Here is a 23849-nt window from a genome sequence, read left to right on the forward strand (position 1 = left end):
ACCACGGCCGTCGCGGCATAAGGTGGCTCCGTGAAGATCCTCGTCGTCGGCACCGGTGGTCGTGAGCACGCGCTCGCTCTGAAGCTCTCCCAGGAGGGGAACGAGGTGTACGCCGCACCCGGGAATCCGGGGATCGCCGCCTTCGCGACGCTTCGGGACGTGGACATCATGTCCGGTCCGGCGATCGCCGCCCTGGCGGGCGAGCTCGGCGTCGATCTGGTCGTCGTCGGCCCCGAGGCACCGCTGGTGGCCGGGGTCGCCGATGCGGTTCGCGAAGCGGGGATCGCGGTCTTCGGGCCGTCGGAGGCTGCCGCGCAGCTCGAGGGGTCGAAGGCGTTCTCGAAGGACGTGATGTCTGCGGCCGGCGTTCCGACCGCGGGCTCGCGCGTGGCGACCACGCCCGAGGAGGCGGCCGCCGCCCTGGACGAGTTCGGCGCTCCCTACGTCGTCAAGGACGACGCTCTGGCCGCGGGCAAGGGCGTCGTCGTGACGAAGGACCGCGACGAGGCGCTGGCCCACGCGGCCGCCTGCGAGCAGGTCGTCATCGAGGAGTTCCTCGACGGCCCGGAGGTCTCGGTGTTCGCGGTCTGCGACGGCACCCGGGCCTACGCGCTGCAGCCGGCGCAGGACTTCAAGCGGATCTTCGACGGCGGCAAGGGCGGCAACACCGGCGGGATGGGTTCCTACTCACCGCTGCCGTGGGCCCAGCCCGACCTGGCCGAGGTGGTGCTGGCCTCCGTCGTCGAGCCGACGCTCGCCGAGATGGAGAAGCGCGGCGCCCCGTTCGTCGGGTGCCTCTACGTCGGGCTCTCGCTGACCGCCAAGGGTCCGAAGGTGATCGAGTTCAACTGCCGGTTCGGTGATCCCGACATCCAGCCCGTCCTCGCCCTTCTGGAGTCCTCCCTCGCCGACCTGCTCCTCGCGGCTGCCACGGGCGCGCTGGACACCGTCACGGCGCCGACCTTCTCCGACGGCGCCTCGGTGACCGTCGTGCTGGCATCGGCGGGCTACCCGGAGTCCTCCTCGAAGGGCGACGTCATCACAGGCGCCGGCAACGCCAACTCGATCAACGACGTCGACGTGATCCACGCCGGCACCGCGATCGTCGACGCCTCCACCCCCGAGGAGCCCGACCACCGCCACCTGGTCACCGCGGGAGGTCGGGTGCTGGCGGTCCGCGCGAAGGGCTACGACATCGACGACGCGCGCTCGCGGGCGTACGCAGCCGCCGACCTGATCACCTTCGACGGTCTCCAGCGCCGCTCCGACATCGCGGCCGAGCCGCTCGGGGTCGTCGAGGGCGCCTCGCTGCTTTGAGCGTCGGCGTAGTCTGCCGGACATGACCTGGGTCGTGTTCGGCGTCGCCGTTGTTCTCGTGCTCGGCCTGGTCATCGCAGCCTGCAACAGGGCCCTACGCTCCTCGCGGCGCGGCGTCTCCGCCGGGATCGGCGACGGTCTCGGCAACTTCATCGACGTCTTCGACCCCGGCAACGCCCGCGCCGCGCGCGACCTCAAGGACCAGGACAACATCGGGCACGTCATTCCCTCGCCCGACGGCGACGACCCCGCCCACGGGGTGGACCTGAAAGCCGGGCGGGTCACCATCCGCCGCCCGGCGACCTGACCGCTTAACTCACCTGCGCGAGATCACACGGAGACGGACGCAGGCGCGGCGGCAACTCCGGGGACGTCAAGCTGGACCCAGACCCGATTGCCATCACGCCGGATGACCCGCGCCCACAGGTCCTCACCGTCGGCATCGGTCACCGACACGACGTCAGACGGCTGCGGGTCAAAGCTTCCGTCCTCGCTCCGGGGCCCTTGCGAGATCCAGCAGAGAACGACGAGATCCGCCCCGACCTCGGTCGGGTCGTAGATCAGGTCAGCCGACTCCATGACGTCCATGCTACCTCCGCCGACTCTCGTACGCCGGGTTGTCGATCGGCTCGGAGAACACCCAGCGCACCCGCTTGAAGTGCTCCTCGGTCGCTTCCGGAAGGACCAACGTCCAGTGTGGGAAGTCCAGCGTCGGGACGAGCACGAAACCCGCCGCTACGAGCTCGGCACCGAGCGCCGTCCTCACCTTCCGCCGCACCTTCAGGAGAGGGCGGAGCCGCGCGAGCTCTGCGAAGTCGCCGTGCGGCACCTCGAGAACCGAGAAGCCAAGCAGCCCGATCTCGCCATGGGCTCGCTCGCACGCGGCTGCCAACGACTCATCGCTGAGCGTGTTCACACCCTCGCGCAGCACGACCAACGTGCTCGGGACGTCGTCGTCCCGGATGGGCACCAGCCTGACCATTCGGTTCACCTCCGAGGACAGTCTGGCTGCGGCCACCGACAATTTCGGTCAGTGGCCGCGCCGCCGTCACGTCAGCGAGTTGATGATGACCGTCTCGTCGCGGGCCGGGCCGACGCCGATGACGGACATCGGGGCACCGGAGATCTCCTCGACGAACTTCACGTACGCCTGGGCGTTGGCCGGGAGGTCGGCGAACGACCGCGCCCCCGAGATGTCTTCCTTCCAGCCCGGCAGCGTCTCGAAGATCGGCTTGGCGTGGTGGAAGTCGGACTGGTTGACGGGCATCTCGTCGTGGCGGACACCGTCGACGTCGTACGCGACGCACACCGGGATCTCCTCGAGGCCGCCGAGCACGTCCAGCTTGGTGAGGACGAAGTCGGTGACGCCGTTGACGCGGGCGGCGTAGCGGGCGATGACCGCGTCGTACCAGCCGCAGCGACGCGGACGCCCGGTGGTCGTGCCGAACTCGTGGCCGTTCTCGGCCAGGTAGGCACCGGACTCGTCGAAGAGCTCGGTCGGGAACGGACCCTCGCCCACGCGCGTGGTGTAGGCCTTCACGATCCCGATCACCCGGTCGATCCGCGTCGGCGGGATCCCGGAGCCGGTGCAGGCGCCACCCGAGGTGGCGTTGGAGGAGGTCACGAACGGGTAGGTGCCGTGGTCGACGTCGAGCAGGGTCGCCTGGCCGCCCTCGAGCAGAACCGTCTCGCCCCGGTCGAGCGCCTGGTTGAGCAGCAGGCCGGTGTCGCAGACCATCGGGGCGATCCGGTCCGCGTAGGACAGCAGGTCGTCGACGATCGCCTCGACGGTGAAGCCGCGCCGGTTGTAGACCTTCCCGAGGAGCTGGTTCTTCAGCTCGAGCGCGCCCTCGACCTTGCCGCGCAGGATCGACTCGTCGAAGAGGTCCTGGACGCGGATGCCGATGCGGTTGACCTTGTCGGCGTAGGTCGGTCCGATGCCGCGGCCGGTGGTGCCGATCTTGCGCGAGCCGAGGAAGCGCTCGGTGACCTTGTCGAGCTGGCGGTTGTAGTCGGCGATGACGTGGGCGCTGGCGGACAGCTTCAGCTTGGAGATGTCGACGCCGCGCTGCTCCAGACCGGTCAGTTCCTCGAAGAGGACCGCGAGGTCGACGACGACGCCGTTGCCGATCACCGGCGTCACGCCGGAGGTCAGGATGCCGCTGGGCAGCAGGTGGAGGGCGTACTTCTCGCTGCTCCCGTCCTCCTGGCGGATCACCACCGTGTGGCCGGCGTTGTTGCCGCCGTTGAACTTGACGACGTAGTCGACCTGCTCACCGAGCAGGTCGGTCGCCTTGCCCTTGCCTTCGTCGCCCCATTGGGCACCGATGATCGTGATCGCGGGCATGTGTGTCGCTCCTTCGCTCCGGACGGAGTCCCTCCGCCATACGGCGGCTGCTCAACGCACCAATATCTAGTGTGTGTGCTGAATCCATTTCAAGAAGCAAAGAACCCTGGCAAGACCAGGGCTCTTGCGACCACACGCTAGCAAATTCGAGCGCGTACGTCACAGCCAGGCTCGCCGTGCGGCCTCCACACCCGCCTCGAACCGCGAGGTCGCACCGAGCTCCTCGAGCAGTTCGGCGACCCGTCGCCGGACCGTACGCAGCGAGACCCCGAGCCTCCGCGCGATCTGCTCGTCCTGGGCTCCGCTGGCCAGCTCGGCGAGCAACAGGCGGCGCTCGGCGTTCGGCAGGTCCTCCAGCTCGGCCGCCGGAAGGGCACGGCGCCACAGCTCCTCGAAGTAGCTGGTGACGACCTCGACGATGCCTCGCTGGCGTACGTTGATGATCGGCTGCTCCACCGGGCCGAGCGGGTCCGGGAACATCGCGTGGGTGCTGCCGACCACCATCAGGTGGGTGCCGACGCGCGGCAGGATCCGGATCTCCTCACCGATCTCGACCCGCATCCGCAGCACCTCGGGTGAGTGCTTCAGTGCCGCCACCGGGTAGATGCCGCGGCACCGGCGACCCGACTTGATCGTCGACTCGATGACCGAGATGAACCGCATCTCCGAGGGATGCACGGTCACCGCCGGGCGCAGCCACATCATGTCGCCCGAGGTTGTCGAGACCAGCCGCTCGAAGGTCTCCGGCGTGAACTCTGTCGCGATCACCTCACCCTCGATCGGGTGCTCCTCGCCGATCGGGGCCGGGAGCCGTGCGGCGGTGCCTGCGACGTACGGAACCGACTGGGAGATCTTGAGCAGGTGATCATGGGCGTCCTGGGCCCTGGTCGCGGCCCGCTCCAGCATGTGGGCGACCACTGCCGGCGGGCTGAGCACGGTCAAGGTCTCACCGATGGAGACGACACCGCTCTCGACCAGCGGCGCGGCCTCCTCCAGCAGCTCCTGCTCGGAGGTCGACAGCGTCGCCGCGACGACCACGAACGGCCACCCGTTGAGCGGGAGCAGGCGGCTGTAGAGCTGCGCCGCGTCCGGGTCGAACCCGAGCGCGGTCATCAGCGTCTGCGACCGGCCGTTCTCCATACCTGGCACTTTAGGCCCCGCTGGTCGAGCCCCGCGAGCGCCAGCGAGCGGGTGTCGACCAGCGGCCGCTGCTCAGGCCTCGGGCTTGAGAAGCGGGAAGAGGATGGTCTCGCGGATTCCGGCACCGGTGAACAGCATGATCGCCCGGTCCAGGCCGAGGCCGAGGCCACCCATCGGCGGGGCGCCGTACTCCAGCGCCCGCAGGAAGTCCTCGTCGAGCTGCATCGCCTCGGGGTCGCCGCCGGCGGCGAGGAGGGACTGCGCGGTGAGCACGTCGCGCTGCACGACCGGGTCGATCAGCTCGGTGAACCCGGTGCCGCGCTCGACACCGCCGATGATCAGGTCCCAGGCGAGCACCTTGCCCGGCTCCTCGTCGTTGATCCGCGCCAGCGGCTGGGCGATCGCCGGGAAGTCGCAGAGGAACGTCGGCTGGATCAGGTTGGGCTCCACCAGCTCGCCGCAGAGCTCCATGACGACCTTGGCCGCGTCCCAGGCCGGGTCGAGCTCGACGTCGTGCTTGTCGGCCAGCGCCCTGAGCGTGTCGACGTCGGTCTCGGGGGTGACCTCGACGCCGACGGCCTCGGAGACACCCTCGTAGACCGGCAGCCACTTCCACTCGCCGTCCAGGTCGATGACACCGGCCTCAGTCTCGACTTGGCGGCTGCCGACCGCGTCGGCGGCGGCGAGATACATCTGCCGCATCTGCTCGGCGATGGTGAACTGGTCGCCGTAGGCCTGGTAGGCCTCGATCATCGTGAACTCGGGGCTGTGCGTGGAGTCGACGCCCTCGTTGCGGAAGATCCGGCCGATCTCGTAGACCTTGTCGACGCCGCCGACGACCGCCTTCTTGAGGTTGAGCTCGAGCGCGATGCGCAGCGTCATCGGCTGGTCGAACGCGTTCATGTGGGTGTTGAACGGCCGCGCGTGCGCGCCACCGTGGATCAGCTGGAGGACCGGCGTCTCGACCTCGAGGTACCCGTCGTCCTCCAGACGGCGGCGGATCGCCTGGGTGATCTTGGCGCGCGTACGCACCATGTCGCGCGCCTCCTGGCGCACGATCAGGTCGGCGTAGCGCTGCCGGACCCGGGCCTCCTCGGACAGGTCCTTGTGGAGCACCGGCAGCGGCCGCAGCGCCTTGGACGCCATCTCCCAGCTCGAGGCCATGATGGAGAGCTCACCGCGCCGCGAGGAGATCACCCGGCCGGTGACGGCGACGTGGTCACCGAGGTCGACCAGGCTCTTCCACTCCGCGAGCGACTCCTCCCCCACCTCGGCGAGCGAGAGCATCACCTGGAGCCGGGTGCCGACGCCCTCCTGCAGCGTCGCGAACGCGAGCTTGCCGGTGTTGCGGACGAACATGACCCGACCGGCGACGGTGACCACGTCCTGGGTCTCCTCGCCGGCCTCGAGCTTGTCCTCGTAGGCCTCGCGCACCTCGGCGAGCGTGTGCGTGCGGCCGACCCCGATGGCGTACGCCTTCTTGCCCTCGGCCAGCAGCCGCTCGCGCTTCTCGCGCCGGACGATCATCTGCTCGTTGAGGTCCGGTTCGGGCGCGTTGGTGGTCTGCTCAGTCACAGGGGCAAGGCTAGGCGAAATCGCTGGTCCGACGCGATTCGGTAATCAGCCCAGCAGCGTGTCGTACGCCGTCGGGCTGCTGTCGCACAGGAACCCGCTGCAGCGCTCCCACTCCTCGGTCTCGCCGATCGCCTTGGCCTGCTCGGCGAGGAGGGCGAGGCTGGTCAGGAAGCCGCGGTTGGGCTCGTGCTCCCACGGCACCGGGCCGTGGCCCTTCCAACCGTTGCGGCGCAGCATGTCGAGCGAGCGGTGGTAGCCGACGCGGGCGTAGGCGTAGATGGTCACGTCCTCGGCGCCGGCCTCCTTGGCGGCCAGGGCGAGCGCGGCCCAGGCGGCGGGCGAGGCCGGGTGGCGGCGTACGACCTCGGCGGGCTCGGTGCCGGCGGTCAGCTCGTCGTTCGCGGGGTCGGCGGGGAGGTGGGTCGGCGGCGGTCCGGCCATCAGGTCCTGGTGGGTCATAGCCACCATTGTGCCCGCGACCACCGACACGAAAGTCGGTGGTCGGGTGTTGACTGTGTTCATGACCGAGACGACGGCGTCGCAGACTGCTGGCACCACCGTGGAACATCCCTGGCGCAGCCTGGCCGCGCTGTGCATCGGCTTCTTCATGATCCTCGTCGACATGACGATCGTGACCGTCGCGACGCCGGACATCATGAGGGACCTGGATGCGAGCACCAACGACGTGCTGTGGGTGACCAGCGCCTACCTGCTGACCTATGCGGTCCCGGTGCTGATCATGGGCCGTCTCGGTGACCGGTTCGGGCCGAAGTGGCTCTACCTGGGCGGCCTGGCGATCTTCACGCTCGCCTCGCTGTGGTGCGGGCTCTCGGGCAGCATCACGATGCTGATCGCCGCCCGCGCCGTGCAGGGCGTGGGCGCGTCCATGATGACGCCGCAGACGATGGCGGTGATCACCCGGATCTTCCCGGCGGATCGCCGCGGCGCGGCGATGGCGCTGTGGGGCGCCACGGCCGGCGTCGCGACCCTCGTCGGTCCGATCCTCGGCGGCGTGCTCGTCGATCTCGGCGGCTGGGAGTGGATCTTCTTCATCAACGTCCCGGTGGGCGTGGTGGCGTTCGTCCTCAACTGGCGGCTGGTGCCGCTGCTGCCGACCCACTCGCACGTGTTCGACTGGCTGGGTGTCGCGCTGAGCGGGATCGGCATGTTCTGCCTCGTCTTCGGCCTGCAGGACGGCGAGCAGCGGGGCTGGGATGCGCTGATCTGGGCGCTGGTGGGCGGCGGAGTCGTCATGCTGGGCCTGTTCGTGCTGTGGGAGGCGCGCAACAAGCGGGAGCCGCTGCTGCCCCTGAGCCTCTTCGGTGACCGCAACTTCTCGGTCGCCAACATCGCGATCACCTGCATGGGGATGGCGGCCACGACGATGGGCTTCCCACTGATGTTGTACGCGCAGATCGTCCGCGGCTACGACGCGCTCGAGGCCTCGCTGCTGATGGTGCCGATGGCCGTGGTCTCGCTGTTGCTCGCTCCGGTCGTCGGCAGGATCAACGACACGGTCCACCCCCGCTGGCTCACCAGCTTCGGCTTCTTCTGCTGCGCCGTGGCGATCTTCTGGGTCACCCGGCCGATGACCCCGGACTCGGAGGTCTGGGAGATCCTCGTGCCGATGGGTGTGCTCGGGCTCGGGATGGCGTTCGTGTGGGCGCCGCTCGCGGCGGCCGCGACCCGCAACCTGCCGCCCCGCCAGGCCGGAGCCGGGGCGGGCGTCTACAACGCCACCAGGACCGTCGGCTCGGTGGTCGGCTCCGCCGCCATCGCGGTGCTCATGGACGCGCGCATCGCGGCCAACGGACTGGACGCGAGCGCGGAGACCGGCGCCGGCGCCCAGATGCCCGCGGAGGTCGCCGAGCAGTTCTCCCGGGCGATGGCCCAGGCGACCCTGCTTCCGGCGATCGCGCTGGTGGTCGGCTTCGTGGCGGTGCTCTTCTTCACCACCCCGCGCCACTTGGTGAAGCCGCCCGCCTAGGACAGGGCGACCGAGAGCGGCAGGCCCCGGCACGGGATCATGTCGCGGGCCGTGGTGAGCGGGGAACCGGTGGCCAGCTGCGGGTCGGCCGAGACGATCGCCTTGCCGTGGCCGTTGACCAGCGTCGCACCGGCCTCGCGCAGCCCCGGCAGCAGCATCGTCTCGAGCGTCTCGACCAGGGTGTCGGCCCCGGCGACGCCGACCATGCGGCCGTCGACGTAGACCGGCATCGTCGTGGTCATGACGTACTCATCGGTGCAGACGAAGTCGACGTACGGCCCGACGAGGGTCAGCTCACCCGTGCGCTCCGGGGTGCGGTACCAGGGCTGGCGGGTGTAGTCGATCGCCTCGCCGGTGCCCGGCGCATCGGCGTCGCCGAGGAAGTCACGCTCCTCGCCCTGCCACCAGACGAGGTAGAGCCGGCGGTCGGTGAGCACACCCGGGGCCACGACGAAGCCACCACCGATGAGGTTGGGGTTGCGCAGGAACTCCAACGAGCCGGGCTCGAGCCGCTCCCGCAGGGAAGCGGTGGTGACCGGACCGGCCTCGAAGAGGGCGGCCACCTCGCTGCGTACGCGCTCGAGCTCGGTCACGATCGGCCCGAAATGCTGCTCGACCTGCGTCACACAGTCGATGGGTGTCATCGTCTTCGTCATCGTCGCACCGCCTCATGGATCTCGGCCAAGCGTTCAAGGGAGTGGGCGACGTGCTCGCGTACGCTCTCCCGTGCCCTGACAGCATCTCCTGCTGCGAGGGCTTCGACAAGCTCCTGGTGGCGGGTCGCCGCGGCCTCCCGGAATCCCGGCTCGTTGAGCGGGATCCGGAGCAGCGCGCCGAAGTCGGCCTCCTGGCGCACCACCTCTCGCGTCATCCGGGCCGACTGGGTCAACGCGGCCACCGACAGGTAGAGCTCGCTGTCGGCGCTGCGCCAGCGGGCCACGTCGCTGACGTTGAGCGGGATCAGCAGGTCGCGGAGGTCCTCGACCTCGTCGGGGTCCGTACGCTCCGCCGCGATCTCCGCACAGCCGGTGAGCACCACCAGGTAGACCGTCGCCCGGTCTCGCAGCTCGACCCTCGACATCGCGGCGAGCCGGTCCTCGACGAGGTCGCCGCTCTCGGGGGCACGTACGAACGAGCCACCGCCCCTCCCCCGGGTCGTCACCACCAGCCCCTTGGCGCGCAGCGCGACCAACGCCTCTCGTGCGGTGACCGTCGCGACGCCGAGCATCTGGGCGAGCTCGGGCTCGCTGGGGAGCCGCTCGCCGTGCGCGAGCACGCCAGAGCGGATCGCCTCCGCGAGCCGGTTCTCGACGCGCGCGGCCCGGCCTTCGTCGCCGATCGGGGCGAAGATGGCCGCGCGAGCTCGGGAGGTCATCACACGCACAGCGAAATCCTAATGTATGGATCCAGATGATTCGGCCCTCGAATCTGTTCGATTCTGTTCGAATGGGCACAGAAACTTCATGAATTTCGTCTTAACCATCTGGATCCATGGGCGTTTCTATGCCTAACCTGTGCGCACGGCTGACGCACACTGGTGTCGGTCACCCAAGATCGTCGGATGTCCAGGGCTTGTGGGGGGCGCTGGGCATCCGACTCTTAGGTTTTAGGGGCGGGCGGCGGTGCGGATGCTGACCGAGGTACCTCGGTCAGCGGTCACCTACTTCGGCGAACTCCACGAAGTCAGTGCGGGTTCACCGAGGTACATCGGTGAACATCGAGCCACCTCGGCGGGCTCGCCGCCTTCTCGGGAAACAAACAGGGCGGGGAGAGCCTCTCGGCTCTCCCCGCCCTGTTTCTCGGCGTGTGATCGACTAGAACACCGCGGCCACGGCGCTGGTCAGCGCGTCACCGATGCTGTCCAGCAGACCGCCCTCGTCCTCCTCGGCCGGAGCGTCCTCGGTCGCCTCGTCCGCAGGCTCCTCGGTCGTCGGCCGCGCGGCCGGGCTCTCCGACTCGCTCGGCGTCGCCTCGGGCTCCGCCGGCTCCTCGGCAGGAGCCTCAGCGGTGTCCTCGCCACCCGGGAGGATGTCGTCCAGACCCGGCAGCAGCGGCGAGTTCTCCTCGGTCGGCTGCTCCTCGGAAGGAGCGTCCTCGGCCGGGGCCTCCGGCGAGCCCGGCTTGTCGGCCGGAGCGTCGGACTTGTCCTCACCCGGGGCGTTCGGGCGGAGCGCGGTGTTGCCCTTGAGCTCCCTGGCCTCGCTGCCGTCGGAGTTCACCGTCAGCACGCGGCTCGGGGCCGACTCGTTGCCGTCACCGTCGATCGCCGTCACCGTGACCCGGGTCGTGTCCCACAGCAGGACACAGGTGGCCTGGAAGGTGGTCTCACCGGTGACCGTTCCGCCGAAGCACACTCCACCATTGACGGCGATCCGGTAGTCGATCTCCGCGGCCGGCGTGACGCCGTCCTCGTCCGTCGACGGGTTCCAGGTCAGCGTGAACCCGAGCGGACCCTCGCCGCTCGCGTCGAGACCGGTCGGGACCGTCGGCGCGATCTTCGTGGTCGTGCCCGAGACCCCGGCGGAGCGCGCGGACTCGTTGCCGGCCTCATCCACGGCGGAGACGGAGTAGGTGTACTCGGTGCCGGCCTTCAGCCCGGTGTCCTCGTACGACGTCCCGTTGACGGGGCCGACGAGGTCGCCGTTGCGGTAGAGGTTGTAGGTGACGTTGCCGACGCCGTTCTCGTTGTCCTCAGAGCGGGACCAGCTCACGTCCAGCGTGCTGTCGCTGGGGTCGCCCGCTTCAACGGTCACGTCCGCAGGCACCTCAGGCGCCGTCACGTCCATGACGCACTCGACCTCGTTGCTGTCCTCGGACTCGTTGCCGGCCTTGTCGGTCGCGGTGACCGTGAACCGGTAGGTCGCTCCGGCCCGAAGGTCGTTGAAGGTCGCCGAGGTCTTGTCGGTGTCACCCGGGTCGCCCGCGTTGGGACGCGAGGTCACCGTGTAGTGGGAGATCCCGCTCTTGTCCTGCGCCTCCGACCAGTCGATCTTCACGGAGGTGTTGCTCAGAACGTTGCAGCCGGCGATCGTCACCGCGTCGGGAGCATTCTCGTCTTCCTCGCCCGGCTCCTCACCGTCGTCGTCACACTCGGGCAGCCACGGCGCGAGCTCGCACAGCGGCGGCTCCGGCTCCTCGGTCGGCGGAGTCGTCGGCGGCGTGGTCGGCGGAGTCGTCGGCTCCTGGCACTGGTCCAGGTCCGGGCGGATCTCGCAGATGTCCACACCGGCGCCCGGCGGACGAGTGTCCTCACAGGCGCTCGGGTCGAGCTCACAGGTGGGCGTGTTCCCCGAGGGGACGTTGCCCGCGGGGATGAAGGTCACACCGGTGTTGGCGGCCGGGACGATGTCGTCGTCGACGATCTCCGGCTCGTCGGAGTCCTTCTCCGACGGCTTGTCGTCGGGCTCGAGAGTGTCAGGATCGCTGGGGAGCGAGGACTCCCCCGTGGTCGGATCCTTCGTCGGCGAGCTCTCCGGGTCGCTGTTGACGGTGCAAGAGAACAAGACGAGAAGCAGGATCAGAATGATCGCGCCTATGACGATCCCGCCGATTGTGCGGTTTCGCGCAGTGGTTTCCATACCGAGGATGTCCCTCCCAAGATCAACGCCGAAAGGACGGTCCGACCTTGGAACCCGAGGGTCGCCGTCCAGCTAGGGCATTGAATCGCTTTACCAATGACCGGCACAACGACATAAGCCCGAGTTTGCTATGCCGTGTGCCACAACGTTTTCCGAACCGGGACCATTGGCCTATCCCCGGCGTGTCGCTCAGCCGATGGAATTGCCCGCAGAACCGAGATGCTGGGCACCCTCGACGACCCGAGTGGCCATACCGGCCTCAGCGAGCTTGCCCCACGCGCGAGGATCGTACTGCTTCTTGTTTCCGACCTCTCCATCGACCTTCAGAACGCCGTCGTAGTTGGCGAGCATGTGGCCCGCGACCGGGCGGGTGTAGGCGTACTGGGTGTCGGTGTCGATGTTCATCTTGACCACGCCGTAGGAGACCGCCTCGGCGATCTCCTCGGCGCTCGAGCCGGAGCCGCCGTGGAAGACGAGGTCGAACGGCTTGGCGCCGGCCGCGAGGCCGAGCTTGGCGACGACCGCGTCCTGGGCGTCACGCAGGATCGAGGGACGCAGCTTGACGTTGCCCGGCTTGTAGACGCCGTGCACGTTGCCGAAGGTGAGCGCGGTCAGGTAGCCCTCGACGCCCAGCGCGTCGGCGGTCGCGATGGCGTCCTCGGGGGTCGAGTACAGCTTGTCGTCGATCGCCCCGACGATGCCGTCCTCCTCGCCACCGACCACGCCGACCTCGATCTCGAGGACGATGTGGGCGGCCTTGGCCACCGCCAGCAGCTCCTCGGCGATCTCCAGGTTCTCGGCCAGCGGCACCGCCGAGCCGTCCCACATGTGCGACTGGAACAGCGGGGCCTCGCCGCGCTGGACACGCTCGGCGGAGAGCTCGAGCAGAGGACGTACGAAGCCGTCGAGCTTGTCCTTGGGGCAGTGGTCGGTGTGCAGCGCGATGTTGACGTCGTAGGACCTGGCGACCTCGGTCGCGTACGCGGCGAAGGCCACCGAGCCGGTCACCATGTTCTTGACCGTGGGGCCGGAGAGGTATTCCGCGCCGCCCGTGGAGATCTGGATGATGCCGTCCGAGCCGGCCTCCGCGAAGCCGGCCAGTGCCGCGTTGAGCGTCTGCGACGAGGAGACGTTGATCGCGGGGAAGGCGAACCCCTTCTCCTTCGCGGTCGCGAGCATCTCGGCGTACTTCTCGGGGGTGGCGATGGGCATCTGGGGGTCTCCTTGAGATCCGTTGTCGACCGGGCGCTGGTGGCCAGCGTAATGCGCCCCCGACTGCCCGTTACCAACGCTCGTAGTTGGATCGATCAAGCAGGACAACCGATCTGCCACGAGATCCGTATCCACGGGTGAGACTGATCTTGGAGGCATCATGGACTGGCAGGAAACCCTGGAACGGGCGATTCCCCAACCCCCGCCCACCCACCCCGACCCGGCCGCGCTCGTGGCCGACGGGAAGAAGCTCGTACGCCGCCGGCGGCTCGCCGTCGTTGCCGGCACCGCCTTCGCGGTGGCCGCCGTGATCGGGATCGGCGCGGTCGTCGTCCCCTCCCGCGACAGCGCCACCCCGAACCCGCCGATCGCGACCCAGTCGACGGCCGAGGAATGGCCGCCCGAGGTCGACCTCCCGCTGAGCGACCTCGCCCCGGTCAAGTACGACTTCGAGACCGGCGAGACGACTCTCCAGGACGGCTGGACCGAGGTGGATCGGGTCGGTGCGCTCACGACCAGCAACTCGCTCGCGGTCGAAGTGACCAACGGAAGCAAGACGGTCTACGCCTACTTCCCCGTCCCGAGCGAGGTTTCCTTCACGGATGCATCTCGTACGACGTCGAAGGACTTCCGGGCCTGGGTCGACGGTGTTTCCACGAACCAGCCGGACATCACCTGGGAGGCCGGTCGCGAGCTCAGCGTCGGTGGAACAGGCTGGAAGGTCGTTCGCCAGATTCCCAACCCCCTCGACTTCGACCCGCCGTGGGAGTCGCTCGGGGCAGTGCTCGAGCGAGATGGAGTCGAGCAGTGGATCCTTCTCAGGGGAAGCCGCACGACGGAGGACGCGGTGTCACAGGGGATGACCGGGACCTACGCGGTTCCCGGGCAGACCATCGATGACTGGCTGGCGGAGGCGGAAGAGTCGGACCGCAAGGACTACCGCCCGGATCGGACCGACTTCGAAGGGGCCATGACCGACGTGGTCGAGTTCGGATCCGGGTCAGAGGTCGTCCCCGCCGCGGACGAGGTGGAGATCCTCGACCAGGCCGCCGATCCAGACGTCGGCACGTCCTTCTCTTCCGGAACATCGCGGACCGCGGCCGCCCGGATCACCGTGGACGGGAAGGAGCAGTACGTCCTGGTCCAGGAGAAGGAGAAGGGCGAGACGGGGAGGTCCGCCACCTGGGCCTTCTCCTACACGCTGCTCCCGGCTCCTTACGCGGAGGACCGTCGGGCCCTCGATCTGGACGAGTTCGCCGCGATGGTGAAACGTCGCACCCCTCCCGGAGGGGAGATGTGGCGATGAGCGCGCACGACGAGTCCTTCACCGCGTTCGTCGCGGCCCGGCGATCACACCTGGTGCGGGTGGCGTACGCGCTGTGCGGCGACTGGCACCGGGCGGACGACCTGGTGCAGACGTCGCTGCTGAAGCTCTACGCCGCCTGGCGCCGGGTGGAGCCCGGGTCGGAGGAGGCGTACGTCCGGACGATCCTGGTCCGCGCCCACATCGACCAGACCCGGCGGCCGTGGTGGAAGCGGGAGCGGTCGGGCGATCTGCCCGAGCGGCCGGGTCCCGCGGAGCAGGTCGAGGAGCGCTCTGAGCTCTTCGAGGCGCTCCAGGCGCTGCCGGAGATGCAGCGCAAGGTGGTCGTCCTGCGCCACTGGCTGCAGCTGTCGGTCGCCGAGACCGCGCGAGAGCTGCGGATCAGCGAGGGGACCGTGAAGAGTCACTCCTCCCGCGGCCTGACCGCGTTGCGTGCCTGCCTGGAGTCGGGGGACGCCTCCCGGGCCTAACCGGAGAGCAAGAACGGTCGGGCGGGCATGCCCCTGACGCGCCTAGCGTCGGTGGCATGCCCAAGGTCACGTACTTCACCGCAACCTCGCTGGACGGCTACATCGCCGATGAGAACAGCTCGCTGGAGTGGCTCTTCGAGACGCCGCACGGCGACGACGAGAGCTCCTGGGAGCGGCTGATGGCGGAGTCGGCGGCGCTGGTGATGGGCAGCACGACGTACCGCTGGATGATCGACCACGATCCGGAGATGCTGACCGGGCCGGAGAAGTGGCGGGAGTACTACGACGAGCGGCCGGTCTGGGTCTTCACGCACGCGACCGACCTGCCAACAGTCCAAGGCACACAGGTCCGCTTCGTCCAGGGCGACGTGAAGCCCGTCTACGACGAGATCGCGGCCACCATCGACGGTGGGATCTGGCTCGTGGGCGGTGGCGACCTGGTCGGCCAGTTCGATGATGCCGGCCTGCTCGACGAGGTGGTCGCGGGGATCTGCCCGGTCACCCTCGGCGCCGGAGCGCCACTGCTCCCCCGCCGCATCACCAGCAAGCGGATGAGCGTCATCGACGTCCTGCAGACCGCCGAGCAGGTGCAGATCCGCTACCGGATCGCGAGGCCCTGACAAGAGCCCCCGCTGCCGCCCGGCCCCGAGGCCACGCACCCTGAAAAGGGGCACATCCGGGCGACCCGGGGTTAACTTTAGCGGATCCTGTTTTCGCCGAGGACACCGGGGCGTAACCGCTTTACAACCACCCGAATTGACTATGCCCCGCCCGGCATCGCGCTGCGATGATTCAGCCCGCCACATCCCACTTATTCGAAAGCACGATCATGTCTCGTCTTCGTGCCGGCGCGCTCGCGCCTGCGCAGAAGCCCATGACGGCTGCCCTCATCCTCGGGCTCGTCATCGGTGTCTTCTCCCTCATCGGACTCACCGCCACCAAGGCCGACGCGGCGGTGCCGCCCAAGCCCACGGTCGGCACCTGCTACAACTACGGCTGGACCGCCTACGGCGCTTGGTCCCAGACCGGCAAGAAGGTCGCCTGCAGCAAGGCCCACACCGCGAAGACCATCGCGTTGGGCACCCTGCTGAGCGGTACGACCCGCACCGAGGCGTCTATCACGAGGCCGGCCAGCAACGCCCACATCTACAAGACCTGCACGCGGGCGCTCCACAAGAAGCTGGGCAGCACTTACTCGAAGCGGACCCAGTCCGCCTACAACACCGCTGTCTTCGTGCCGACCGCCGACCAGTTCAAGGCCGGTCAGCGCTGGTTCCGCTGCGACGTCATCCTCCCTGGCAACGGCTCGCTCAAGAACCTGCCGACCAACCGGGCGAAGTTCCTCGAGGGCCTCTCGCTGACCCAGCGCACCCGCGGCTGCATGAGTGCGAAGTTCGCCGGGCCGTACTCCTGCCTGAGCTCGCACACCTACAAGTCGATCTCGGCCTTCAAGAAGTCCGGTACGTCCTACCCGACCGCCGCCGCGTTCGAGAAGGCCGTCGCGAAGAACTGCCCGTCCCGGACGAGGGCCTACGCCACCCCGGGCAAGTACGACTGGCAGATCGGCAACCACTGGGTCGTCTGCTACGAGCGGAACACCAAGTGACCCGCTGACTCCAGCTGCTCCTCCGATCCCCCGGGCTTTGCCCGGGGGATCGTTCCTTTCTCAGCCCCGCCAGGCCTCGTCCGAGCCCAGATCGGCGTGCTGGACGACCCAGGAGTGCATCGCGATCGCCGCGGCGGCCGAGGCGTTGATGGACCGCGTCGATCCGAACTGGGCGATCGAGAAGGTGCCGTCGACGCTCTCGCGGGCCTGTTCGGACAGGCCTGGGCCCTCTTGGCCGAACAGGAAGCAGACCGACCTCGGCAACTCCATGGTCTCCAGGTGGAGCGAGCCGGGCAGGTTGTCGATGCCGAGGAGGCGTACGTCTCTCTCATGCAGGTACGCCGCGAGCGCGGGCACGTCCGGGTGGTGATGGACGTGCTGGTAGCGGTCGGTGACCATCGCGCCACGGCGGTTCCAGCGGCGGTTGCCGACGATGTGCACCTCGGCGGCGAGGAAGGCGTTGGCGGTGCGGACGATGGTGCCGATGTTGAAGTCGTGCTGCCAGTTCTCGATGGCGACGTGGAAGCCGTGGCGGCGCTGGTCGAGGTCTTTGACGATCGCTTCCAGGGACCAATATCGGTAACGGTCGACCACGTTGCGGCGGTCGCCGTTGGCCAACAGCTCAGGATCCCAGTGGTCTCCCTCGGGCCATTCGCCTTGCCACGGACCGAGGCCGACCTCCGGCTGCCCATGGGGCATCGGGTCGTACGGCGCTCGGGAATCGTCCTCGGACGGTCGTGTCTCGTTCATCGGCCGATAAGAATATTCGACAACAAGAGTTGTTACCTATGGGTACCGTAGGGACCGTGACAGTGGCGGGAACTTTTGCGCCGATGGTGGCCGGTTTGGAATGGATGAGTCCGGATTTTCTACTGGCCACGTTCGGCGAGCCGCTCTTCTGGATCAGCCTGATCATCATCTTCATCGAATGCGGTCTCTTCTTCCCGTTCCTGCCCGGTGACAGCCTGCTGATCGCGCTCGGGATCTTCATCGCGACCGGCAAGATCGACATCTTTCCCGGGCCACCCGGCGTCGAGATCGTGCTCGCGATGCTCTTCTTCGTCGTGGCGGCATTCGCCGGCAACGTGACCGGCTACGAGATCGGCCGCAAGATCGGTCCGCGGCTCTATGAACGCGACGGCCGGTTCATCAAAAAGCGGCATTTCGACCAGACCCGGGAGTTCTTCGACAAGCACGGCAACAAGGCGCTGGTGATCGGCCGGTTCATCGCCTTCGTACGCACCTACGTCACCGTCGTCGCCGGCGTCACCCACATGGACCGGCGGCGGTTCTACTTCTGGAGCCTCGTCGGCGGCGCGCTGTGGGTGCTCGTGGTGACGCTGTTCGGTTTCTTCGTCGGATCCCGCTGGCCCTGGCTGGCCGACAACATCGACTACCTGATCCTGCTGCTCTTCGCGCTCGCGTTCGCACCCGCGATGGTGGAGTGGTGGCGCCGGCGACGCACCGCGTCGCGGCTGGCCCGCGATCTCGACCACGACGGCCACCCGGACCGCGACATCATGGGTCTAGCGGTCCGGCCGCGCACCCCCGCGGACGACGATTCCGACCGTCGGGCCGACCGCCGGGCCGACCACTAGCGCCTCAGACGCCCTTCACCGAGTCGCTCCAGGGCCTCCTCGATCACCTCGCGCTGCTTCGTGAAGGTCCACCTGACCAGGTGTCTGCCGGCGTCGGTGTCGTAGAACCCCTGGAGCGGGATGGCCACGACCCCGGCCCGCTCGGGCAGCGACCGGCAGAACTCGAGCCCGTCTGCCCAGCCGAGGTCGGTGATGTCGGAGACGGCGAAGTAGGTGCCCTCCGGGATCGTCACGTCCAGCCCGATCTCCTTCAGCCCGTCACAGAGCAGGTCGCGTCGCCCCTGCAGATCGAGGGCGAGCTCCTTGGGCCAGTGGTCGAGATGCTCGAGCGCGTACGCGGCGGCGGGCTGCAGCGGGGCACCGGAGGTGAACGTCAGCCACTGCTTGGCACCGAGCAGCGCCCGGACCAGGTGCTCGGGACCCGTCGCCCAGCCGACCTTCCAGCCGGTGAAGGAGTACGACTTGCCGATGCTCGACAGGGTCAGGGTGCGCTCGCGCATCCCATCGAGCGTGGCGATCGGGACGTGCTCCACGCCGTCGAACGTCAGGTGCTCGTAGACCTCGTCAGAGACCACCGTCAGGTCGTGGTCCCGCGCGAACCCCGCCACCGTCTCGAGCTCCTCGCGGGTGAGCACGGTGCCGGTCGGGTTGTGCGGGGAGTTGAGGACGAGCACCTTGGCCTTCTCCGAGGCGGCCGCCTCGAGGGCCGCGCGCGGCAGCCTCCCGCCGGGTGCTTCCGGGTCCAGGCTGAGCGTCACCGGGCGACGTACGCCGCCGGCGAACTGCACCATCGCCGGGTAGCTGTCGTAGTAGGGCTCGACGAGGATCACCTCGTCGCCCGGGTCCACCAACGCGAGGATCGCCGCCGCGATCCCCTCGGTCGCGCCGGTGGTCACCGCGACCTCGCGCGCGGGGTCGAAGGTGAGGCCGTAGTGGCGTTTCTGGTGGGCGGCGACGGCCTCGCGCAGCGCCGGGATGCCGGGGCCCGGGGCGTACTGGTTCCGTCCGCTCTCCAACGCGGCCACGGCTTCCTTGATGATCTCCTCGGGGCCGTCCACGTCCGGGAAGCCCTGGCCGAGGTTGACCGCGCCGGTGGCGACGGCCAGGGCCGACATCTCGGAGAAGATCGTCGGCGGGATGCCGTGGAGTCGTCGCGCAGTCATAAGACTTAGGCTATTGATCGTGACAACTGACGCTGCCCTCGCCGCCGACATCGACGCCACCTGCCGCCTGCACGGGGAGTTCACGCTCCGCTCGGGGCAGGTCAGCGACACCTACTTCGACAAGTACCTCTTCGAGGCCGACCCCGCGCTCCTGGACCGTGTCGCGGCGCGGATGGTCGAGCTGCTGCCCGAGGGCACCGAGCTGCTCGGCGGCCTCGAGCTCGGCGGCATCCCGATCGTGACCATGGTGTCGGCCAAGACCGGCATCCCGGCGATCTTCATCCGGAAGAAGGCGAAGGAGTACGGCACCGCCAAGCTCGCCGAGGGTCCCTCCTTCGACGGCAAGCGGGTGACGCTGATCGAGGACGTGATCACCTCCGGTGGTGCCGTACGCGACGCCGTCAACGCGCTCCGCCCGCTTGGTGCGATCGTGGACACTGTGGTGTGTGCGATCGACCGGTCGCCCGCACCCGGTGAGTCCCTGCGCGACGTCTCGCTGGAGATCCGATCCGTGCTGACCCGGGCCGAGCTGGACGCGGTCAGCGCGGCCTCCTAGGGGATTCACATCCTGGGTCGCTAGGCTTCCGCCGCCCTTCCCAACCGATTTCGAAGAGAGCCTCATGATCCTCACCGCCACGCAGCCCGAGGAGCTCACCGGCGTCGCCGGCTGGGCGGTCGACCTGATGGACAAGCTCGGACCGGTGGGTGCGGGGCTCGGCATCGCGCTGGAGAACCTCTTCCCGCCGCTGCCCTCCGAGATCATCCTGCCGCTGGCCGGCTTCACCGCCGCCCAGGGCCGGTTCACGATCGCCGAGGCGCTGATCTGGACCACCCTCGGTTCGATCGTCGGCGCGCTCGCGCTCTACCTGATCGGCGCGCTGATCGGCCGCGAGCGGGTCTACTGGATCGGTGAGAAGCTGCCGCTGGTCAAGACCTCCGACCTGGAGAAGACCGAGGCGTTCTTCGAGAAGTACGGCGCCTGGACGGTCTTCTTCGGCCGCTTCATCCCGATCTTCCGGTCGCTGATCTCGGTGCCCGCCGGGGTCACCCGGATGCCGATCTGGAAGTTCCTGCTCCTGACCACCGTCGGCTCCGCGATCTGGAACACCATCTTCGTCGTCGCCGGCTACCAGCTGGGCGACAACTGGGAGAAGGTCGAGCCGATCGTCGGTCGCTTCCAGAACATCGTCATCGTGGTCGTGGCCGTCGCCGTGGTGGCCTGGATCGGCCTGCGCATCTACAAGATCGTCCGCGGATCCGACAACGGCGCCAAGGACGACTCGCTCGTCTCCTAGAACTGCTGGTGCGTCGGCGGTGTCATGCCCGGCACCGCCGGCGGCTGCAACGGGTCGACGGCGGGCCTCCTCCGGGCGAACCAGTTGCCTGCCCTGCCTGCGTACAGCATCACCAGCGCGGCGATGATCAGCGCGGGATAGACCACCACGAAGAGCGAGAGCAGCGCGGCGACCGAGCCGACCACGGTGAGCAGGATCCGGGCCACCTTGGAGCGGAACAGCACCATGATCCCGAGCGGGATCGCGATCAGGCTGAGCACGCCGCAGACGGCGAACCAGATCACCATCCACAGCGTCACGCCCTTGTCCGTGGACGTCGGGTCGTTGTAGTCGGCGATCCCCGCGGGCACCATGAACACCGCGATCAGCAGGGCGATCACCGACCCGACGATCGTCATCACCGACGCCGCGACGACCGTGCCGGGACGGGTGTCGGGATCGGGCTGCGGATAGTGAGGGCGGAGGTACGCCGGGGGCTGCTGTCCCATCGCGTACTGGCCGTAGGCCGGGGGCGCATGGCCCCATCCCTGGGGCTGCTGCGGCTGTGTCGGCTGCGGCGCGGCGTACGGCTGAGGTGTCGCGTAAGGCGTCGGGGGCGGCGGCTCCTGCCCCTCGAACGGCGGCTTGCCGCCGTAGGGGTTGTCGAAGGAGCCGAACTGATCTGACATGCCGCGGAGCCTATCCGGCCCGGGCGGCCAGCCGCTCCGTCATTACCCGCGGAACCACGCGGCGACCTCGGGGCGCAGCAGGAACGAGAAGGTCGCGACCGCGGCGCCGAAGAGGACCACCGCCGGCGGGAAGGCGAGGGCGAAGAGGAGCAGCGAGAGCGCCGAGATGCCGGCGGAGATCAACAGCGCGATCCGCGCCCAGGAGCTGCGGCGGATCGCGAAGACGGCGAACACGGCAGCGGCGACACACACGAGCGCCACCAGCACGGCCATGGTCCACACCGAGGCCACGATGATGTCGGTGGTGTAGAGCTCCGCCGCCTCCCGCATCCTCGGGTCGCTCTCCGCCTGCTTGCGCACCTGCTCGAGGATCAGGTCAGGGTTGGCGGTCGCCGTCACCGCCGAGGCGAGCATCATCAGCGCGGTCAGCCCGGAGCCGATCCAGGTGAGCACCGCCGCCGCCATCACGGCACCGGGGCGTCGCTTGGGCGCCGCCTTGGTGGTCTGGGTGACCGAGCCGGTCCACGGCGGCGGCTGCTGCGGGGAGAGCCGAGCCGGTCCGGAGGTCGAGCCGGTCGCGGTGGTCGGGGTGGTCGGGGTCTCCGGGGGTGCCGGCGCGACGTACGACTCCTGGTCGGGGTCGCCGTTGTCGAGCGCCTCCCGCTTGGTCGGCGAGACGCCGTCGAACCAGTCGCGGGTGGGCGACATCCACAGGAGTACGACGGCCACGGCGGCCAGCGTGGACCAGAACCCGCCGCCGAACATCCCGGCGAAGAAGAGCGGCGCCGCGATGACCGTGAGCGCTAGCCTCGCCTGCTTGTTGCGCTGCAGCACATGCCAGCCGAGGATCACCGCCGCTGCCGCCATGGCGCCGGTGACCAGCGCCATCACGTGCATGAGGTCGAGGATGTTGTCGAGGCCGACCCCCGAGCCGGCCAGTGGCGGCTCAGCAAGCAGCTCTTCCACCCGCTCCCGGGTGTCCAGGCTGCGCAGCCCGGAGATCTGGTCCCAGGCCGTCACCACGGTGAGCAGTGAGCCGAGCACGATGAGCCACCCGGCGAGGGTGGCCTGACCGGGGCGGGGAAGCTTCGTTTCAGACATGTCGGGAATCATTTTCTCATCCCTGCCAACCCCACCCGCCGAGAGGTCGCCCCCGTCGGCCGAGAAGTCGCTCGCGTCGGCCGAGTGGGCACGCCGGTGACACCTCGGCCGACGCGGGTGACGCCTCGGCCGACGTACGTGACGCCTCGGCCTCAGGTGTTGCGGAGGCGGTCGAACGTCTTCGGACCCGTGAGGGCGGGAATGGCCTCGGCGATCTCCTTCGCGCACGCGGCCGGGGTCGCGGTGGTGGAGTCGACGCGGAGGTCGTACGGGTGCGAGTAGACCAACGTCTGCGAGCGGGCGAGGCCCGCGGGGCGGTCGCCGCGGGCGGCCTCACGCCGTTCGAGCTCTTCGGGCGAGCACCAGACCTCGACGAGCGTGACGTCGTAGCCGTCGAGCACCTCGAGCAGATCCTCGAGCCGCCAGGTCTCGCTGAGCGGGTAGTCCATGATCACGTCGTTGCCGACCGAGGCCAGGGCCGCGACCGCGCGGTGATAGCCCAGGCGGGTCCGCCGCAGCATCTCGGCGATCCCGTCCTCGTCGAGCTCGCGCGTGTGCACCGTCGACCGCATCCCGCTGATCCCGTCGACGGGGACCAGGAACCACGGGTCCTCGAGCAGCGGCAGCAGCTCCCGCCCGATGCTGCTCTTGCCCGAGCTCGACGCTCCGTTGAGCAGGATGATCCGACCGTTGCGCACGCGGCAAACCTACCGGCGAGCGCTCAGACCGCGTCGAGGTGATCCTTCGGATTCTCACCCAGATCGCTCAGCGCCCGTACGAGCGCCCGGCGCGTACGTCGGCCAAACCTGGCGTACGGGACGACGATGACCGATCGGTCACCGTCGGTGAGCCAGAGACCGGCACAGACATCGTCTCCACCGAGCTGACGGAGCCAGATGCCCTCCCGCCTGACCTGCAACCGCCGCCGGTCCAGCACGATGTCGGCGGCCTCGACACCCTTGCCCCATAGCTCCAAACGGTCCGGCAGCACAGCCACCGCCGTGGTCTGCAGCCACCCGGACCTCAGCTTCACGACCTTTCCGACCCGATCATCGTCAGTCACCTCGGCAGCCTCACCAGCGATGACCGGGGCGCCGGGAAACATCTCCTCGAGCCGCGTCACGAGCCTCCGCATCGACGCCTCGTAGTGGACTGTGATCGCGAGTATCACCACAGGTGGGCCGACAAAGACCGCGATGAGGAAGTAACCGACGTCGTCGTACGCCCGGGCGAATCCACTCAGCAGCTCGTCCAGCATGGCACTCCTCGGCTCGTGCTCGGCCCCCGATCATCCCAGCGTGGCATCGCCGGCGGAACTGAATTGCCGAGGCGTCACGTACGTCGGGCGCGGGGGGGCCCCGGGGGCCCCCCCCCCCCCCCCGGGGGGGGGGGGGGGGGCGCGGGGCCCCCGGGGGGGGGGGGGGGCCGGGGCCCCAGGCCCACCCCACGGCCCAGCCCGGGGGGGCAA

26 protein-coding genes are annotated in these 23849 nt (G+C 68.9%); 10 read left to right on the top strand and 16 right to left on the bottom strand.

The genetic code is table 11. The features are described from left to right. Positions 1–30 precede the first annotated feature (30 nt). Positions 31–1317 carry a phosphoribosylamine--glycine ligase gene (gene purD / locus ACIRON_RS29770; protein WP_402998693.1) on the top strand — a complete coding sequence of 429 codons (1287 nt, stop codon included), beginning with the start codon at positions 31–33 and terminating at the stop codon, positions 1315–1317. A 22-nt stretch (positions 1318–1339) separates the two neighbouring features. After that, positions 1340–1624: a hypothetical protein gene (locus tag ACIRON_RS29775; RefSeq protein ID WP_402998696.1), complete on the top strand. Its 285-nt coding sequence runs from the start codon at positions 1340–1342 to the stop codon at positions 1622–1624. 23 nt (positions 1625–1647) lie between these two features. On the opposite strand, the gene ACIRON_RS29780 is transcribed toward ACIRON_RS29775, so the two are convergent. The 6 genes from ACIRON_RS29780 to ACIRON_RS29805 all read right to left on the bottom strand — a co-directional run bounded on the left by ACIRON_RS29780 (position 1648) and on the right by ACIRON_RS29805 (position 6838). Further along, complete coding sequence (locus ACIRON_RS29780; RefSeq protein ID WP_402998698.1) at positions 1648–1896, bottom strand: hypothetical protein; 249 nt, start codon at positions 1894–1896, stop codon at positions 1648–1650. A 10-nt stretch (positions 1897–1906) separates the two neighbouring features. Beyond that, complete coding sequence (locus ACIRON_RS29785) at positions 1907–2299, bottom strand: hypothetical protein (protein WP_402998700.1); 393 nt, start codon at positions 2297–2299, stop codon at positions 1907–1909. 66 nt (positions 2300–2365) lie between these two features. Further along, positions 2366–3664, bottom strand: a complete 1299-nt coding sequence (locus ACIRON_RS29790) for an adenylosuccinate synthase (protein ID WP_402998703.1) — start codon at positions 3662–3664, stop codon at positions 2366–2368. Between the two features lie 159 nt (positions 3665–3823). Beyond that, positions 3824–4804: a helix-turn-helix domain-containing protein gene (locus tag ACIRON_RS29795; RefSeq protein WP_402998706.1), complete on the bottom strand. Its 981-nt coding sequence runs from the start codon at positions 4802–4804 to the stop codon at positions 3824–3826. Between the two features lie 72 nt (positions 4805–4876). Continuing rightward, positions 4877–6379 carry a lysine--tRNA ligase gene (gene lysS, locus ACIRON_RS29800; RefSeq protein WP_402998709.1) on the bottom strand — a complete coding sequence of 501 codons (1503 nt, stop codon included), beginning with the start codon at positions 6377–6379 and terminating at the stop codon, positions 4877–4879. 45 nt (positions 6380–6424) lie between these two features. Beyond that, positions 6425–6838, bottom strand: a complete 414-nt coding sequence (locus tag ACIRON_RS29805; RefSeq protein WP_402998711.1) for a DUF3151 domain-containing protein — start codon at positions 6836–6838, stop codon at positions 6425–6427. A 61-nt stretch (positions 6839–6899) separates the two neighbouring features. On the opposite strand from ACIRON_RS29805, the gene ACIRON_RS29810 reads away from it, so the two are divergent. Continuing rightward, positions 6900–8366, top strand: a complete 1467-nt coding sequence (locus ACIRON_RS29810) for a DHA2 family efflux MFS transporter permease subunit (protein ID WP_402998714.1) — start codon at positions 6900–6902, stop codon at positions 8364–8366. On the opposite strand, the gene ACIRON_RS29815 is transcribed toward ACIRON_RS29810, so the two are convergent. The 4 genes from ACIRON_RS29815 to fbaA form a co-directional block, all read right to left on the bottom strand. Further along, positions 8363–9022, bottom strand: coding sequence for a cache domain-containing protein (locus ACIRON_RS29815; RefSeq protein ID WP_402998716.1), 660 nt, complete (start codon positions 9020–9022; stop codon positions 8363–8365). The genes ACIRON_RS29810 and ACIRON_RS29815 overlap by 4 nt on opposite strands. Continuing rightward, on the bottom strand, positions 9019–9741 hold the full coding sequence (locus ACIRON_RS29820) for a FadR/GntR family transcriptional regulator (RefSeq protein ID WP_402998758.1): 723 nt from the start codon (positions 9739–9741) through the stop codon (positions 9019–9021). Before ACIRON_RS29820 ends, ACIRON_RS29815 begins: the two co-directional genes overlap by 4 nt. Positions 9742–10180: 439 nt before the next feature. Continuing rightward, entirely contained in the window at positions 10181–11869 is a 1689-nt protein-coding gene (locus tag ACIRON_RS29825) for a fibronectin type III domain-containing protein (protein WP_402998719.1), read from the bottom strand. Between the two features lie 264 nt (positions 11870–12133). Continuing rightward, the gene (gene fbaA, locus ACIRON_RS29830) at positions 12134–13156 is read right to left on the bottom strand and encodes a class II fructose-bisphosphate aldolase (protein ID WP_402998721.1); all 1023 of its coding nucleotides are present in this window, start codon (positions 13154–13156) and stop codon (positions 12134–12136) included. A gap of 160 nt (positions 13157–13316) precedes the next feature. Between fbaA and ACIRON_RS29835 the strand changes: the two genes are divergently transcribed. From ACIRON_RS29835 to ACIRON_RS29850, 4 genes are all read left to right on the top strand, one after another. After that, entirely contained in the window at positions 13317–14462 is a 1146-nt protein-coding gene (locus ACIRON_RS29835) for a hypothetical protein (RefSeq protein WP_402998724.1), read from the top strand. Next, positions 14459–14950, top strand: coding sequence for a SigE family RNA polymerase sigma factor (locus tag ACIRON_RS29840; protein WP_402998726.1), 492 nt, complete (start codon positions 14459–14461; stop codon positions 14948–14950). Before ACIRON_RS29835 ends, ACIRON_RS29840 begins: the two co-directional genes overlap by 4 nt. A 56-nt stretch (positions 14951–15006) precedes the next feature. Then, the gene (locus tag ACIRON_RS29845; RefSeq protein ID WP_402998727.1) at positions 15007–15570 is read left to right on the top strand and encodes a dihydrofolate reductase family protein; all 564 of its coding nucleotides are present in this window, start codon (positions 15007–15009) and stop codon (positions 15568–15570) included. Between the two features lie 209 nt (positions 15571–15779). Next, complete coding sequence (locus ACIRON_RS29850; protein ID WP_402998730.1) at positions 15780–16556, top strand: septum formation family protein; 777 nt, start codon at positions 15780–15782, stop codon at positions 16554–16556. 60 nt (positions 16557–16616) lie between these two features. On the opposite strand, the gene ACIRON_RS29855 is transcribed toward ACIRON_RS29850, so the two are convergent. Continuing rightward, positions 16617–17306 (bottom strand): TrmH family RNA methyltransferase, encoded by a 690-nt coding sequence (locus ACIRON_RS29855; RefSeq protein ID WP_402998733.1) that lies wholly within the window; start codon positions 17304–17306, stop codon positions 16617–16619. Between the two features lie 104 nt (positions 17307–17410). On the opposite strand from ACIRON_RS29855, the gene ACIRON_RS29860 reads away from it, so the two are divergent. Continuing rightward, positions 17411–18154: a DedA family protein gene (locus tag ACIRON_RS29860; protein ID WP_402998736.1), complete on the top strand. Its 744-nt coding sequence runs from the start codon at positions 17411–17413 to the stop codon at positions 18152–18154. Here ACIRON_RS29860 and ACIRON_RS29865 read toward each other — a convergent pair. Beyond that, positions 18151–19317, bottom strand: a complete 1167-nt coding sequence (locus ACIRON_RS29865) for an aminotransferase class I/II-fold pyridoxal phosphate-dependent enzyme (RefSeq protein ID WP_402998738.1) — start codon at positions 19315–19317, stop codon at positions 18151–18153. The two genes, ACIRON_RS29860 and ACIRON_RS29865, sit on opposite strands and share 4 nt — an antisense overlap. Before the next feature lie 19 nt (positions 19318–19336). On the opposite strand from ACIRON_RS29865, the gene pyrE reads away from it, so the two are divergent. Both pyrE and ACIRON_RS29875 read left to right on the top strand, forming a co-directional pair. Beyond that, positions 19337–19873 (top strand): orotate phosphoribosyltransferase, encoded by a 537-nt coding sequence (gene pyrE, locus ACIRON_RS29870; protein ID WP_091046265.1) that lies wholly within the window; start codon positions 19337–19339, stop codon positions 19871–19873. 64 nt (positions 19874–19937) lie between these two features. Beyond that, positions 19938–20612 (top strand): DedA family protein, encoded by a 675-nt coding sequence (locus tag ACIRON_RS29875; RefSeq protein ID WP_402998742.1) that lies wholly within the window; start codon positions 19938–19940, stop codon positions 20610–20612. Here the strand turns inward: ACIRON_RS29875 and ACIRON_RS29880 are convergent. From ACIRON_RS29880 to ACIRON_RS29895, 4 genes are all read right to left on the bottom strand, one after another. Then, the gene (locus ACIRON_RS29880) at positions 20609–21280 is read right to left on the bottom strand and encodes a hypothetical protein (protein WP_402998745.1); all 672 of its coding nucleotides are present in this window, start codon (positions 21278–21280) and stop codon (positions 20609–20611) included. The genes ACIRON_RS29875 and ACIRON_RS29880 overlap by 4 nt on opposite strands. Before the next feature lie 42 nt (positions 21281–21322). Beyond that, positions 21323–22381: a hypothetical protein gene (locus tag ACIRON_RS29885; protein ID WP_402998748.1), complete on the bottom strand. Its 1059-nt coding sequence runs from the start codon at positions 22379–22381 to the stop codon at positions 21323–21325. Positions 22382–22533: 152 nt separating this feature from the next. After that, positions 22534–23079: a chloramphenicol phosphotransferase CPT family protein gene (locus tag ACIRON_RS29890; RefSeq protein ID WP_402998750.1), complete on the bottom strand. Its 546-nt coding sequence runs from the start codon at positions 23077–23079 to the stop codon at positions 22534–22536. Positions 23080–23102: 23 nt separating this feature from the next. Then, positions 23103–23639, bottom strand: coding sequence for a hypothetical protein (locus ACIRON_RS29895; RefSeq protein WP_402998753.1), 537 nt, complete (start codon positions 23637–23639; stop codon positions 23103–23105). Positions 23640–23849 lie beyond the last annotated feature (210 nt).

It is taken from the genome of Nocardioides sp. NPDC101246 (assembly GCF_044767415.1).
In the GTDB taxonomy this organism is placed as follows: Bacteria; Actinomycetota; Actinomycetes; order Propionibacteriales; family Nocardioidaceae; genus Nocardioides.

Excerpts from the sequence above, each read along its gene's own strand:
- ACIRON_RS29875 (WP_402998742.1), top strand. The coding sequence starts at position 19,938 with ATGATCCTCACCGCCACGCAGCCCGAGGAGCTCACCGGCGTCGCCGGC.
- ACIRON_RS29785 (WP_402998700.1), bottom strand. The coding sequence starts at position 2,299 with ATGGTCAGGCTGGTGCCCATCCGGGACGACGACGTCCCGAGCACGTTG.
- ACIRON_RS29775 (WP_402998696.1), top strand. The coding sequence starts at position 1,340 with ATGACCTGGGTCGTGTTCGGCGTCGCCGTTGTTCTCGTGCTCGGCCTG.
- ACIRON_RS29895 (WP_402998753.1), bottom strand. The coding sequence starts at position 23,639 with ATGCTGGACGAGCTGCTGAGTGGATTCGCCCGGGCGTACGACGACGTC.
- fbaA (WP_402998721.1), bottom strand. The coding sequence starts at position 13,156 with ATGCCCATCGCCACCCCCGAGAAGTACGCCGAGATGCTCGCGACCGCG.
- ACIRON_RS29880 (WP_402998745.1), bottom strand. The coding sequence starts at position 21,280 with ATGTCAGATCAGTTCGGCTCCTTCGACAACCCCTACGGCGGCAAGCCG.
- ACIRON_RS29885 (WP_402998748.1), bottom strand. The coding sequence starts at position 22,381 with ATGTCTGAAACGAAGCTTCCCCGCCCCGGTCAGGCCACCCTCGCCGGG.
- ACIRON_RS29805 (WP_402998711.1), bottom strand. The coding sequence starts at position 6,838 with ATGACCCACCAGGACCTGATGGCCGGACCGCCGCCGACCCACCTCCCC.
- ACIRON_RS29810 (WP_402998714.1), top strand. The coding sequence starts at position 6,900 with ATGACCGAGACGACGGCGTCGCAGACTGCTGGCACCACCGTGGAACAT.
- ACIRON_RS29855 (WP_402998733.1), bottom strand. The coding sequence starts at position 17,306 with ATGAACGAGACACGACCGTCCGAGGACGATTCCCGAGCGCCGTACGAC.
- ACIRON_RS29790 (WP_402998703.1), bottom strand. The coding sequence starts at position 3,664 with ATGCCCGCGATCACGATCATCGGTGCCCAATGGGGCGACGAAGGCAAG.
- ACIRON_RS29850 (WP_402998730.1), top strand. The coding sequence starts at position 15,780 with ATGTCTCGTCTTCGTGCCGGCGCGCTCGCGCCTGCGCAGAAGCCCATG.
- ACIRON_RS29840 (WP_402998726.1), top strand. The coding sequence starts at position 14,459 with ATGAGCGCGCACGACGAGTCCTTCACCGCGTTCGTCGCGGCCCGGCGA.
- ACIRON_RS29865 (WP_402998738.1), bottom strand. The coding sequence starts at position 19,317 with ATGACTGCGCGACGACTCCACGGCATCCCGCCGACGATCTTCTCCGAG.
- ACIRON_RS29860 (WP_402998736.1), top strand. The coding sequence starts at position 17,411 with ATGAGTCCGGATTTTCTACTGGCCACGTTCGGCGAGCCGCTCTTCTGG.
- ACIRON_RS29845 (WP_402998727.1), top strand. The coding sequence starts at position 15,007 with ATGCCCAAGGTCACGTACTTCACCGCAACCTCGCTGGACGGCTACATC.
- ACIRON_RS29795 (WP_402998706.1), bottom strand. The coding sequence starts at position 4,804 with ATGGAGAACGGCCGGTCGCAGACGCTGATGACCGCGCTCGGGTTCGAC.
- ACIRON_RS29815 (WP_402998716.1), bottom strand. The coding sequence starts at position 9,022 with ATGACGAAGACGATGACACCCATCGACTGTGTGACGCAGGTCGAGCAG.
- ACIRON_RS29820 (WP_402998758.1), bottom strand. The coding sequence starts at position 9,741 with ATGACCTCCCGAGCTCGCGCGGCCATCTTCGCCCCGATCGGCGACGAA.
- ACIRON_RS29780 (WP_402998698.1), bottom strand. The coding sequence starts at position 1,896 with ATGGAGTCGGCTGACCTGATCTACGACCCGACCGAGGTCGGGGCGGAT.
- ACIRON_RS29835 (WP_402998724.1), top strand. The coding sequence starts at position 13,317 with ATGGACTGGCAGGAAACCCTGGAACGGGCGATTCCCCAACCCCCGCCC.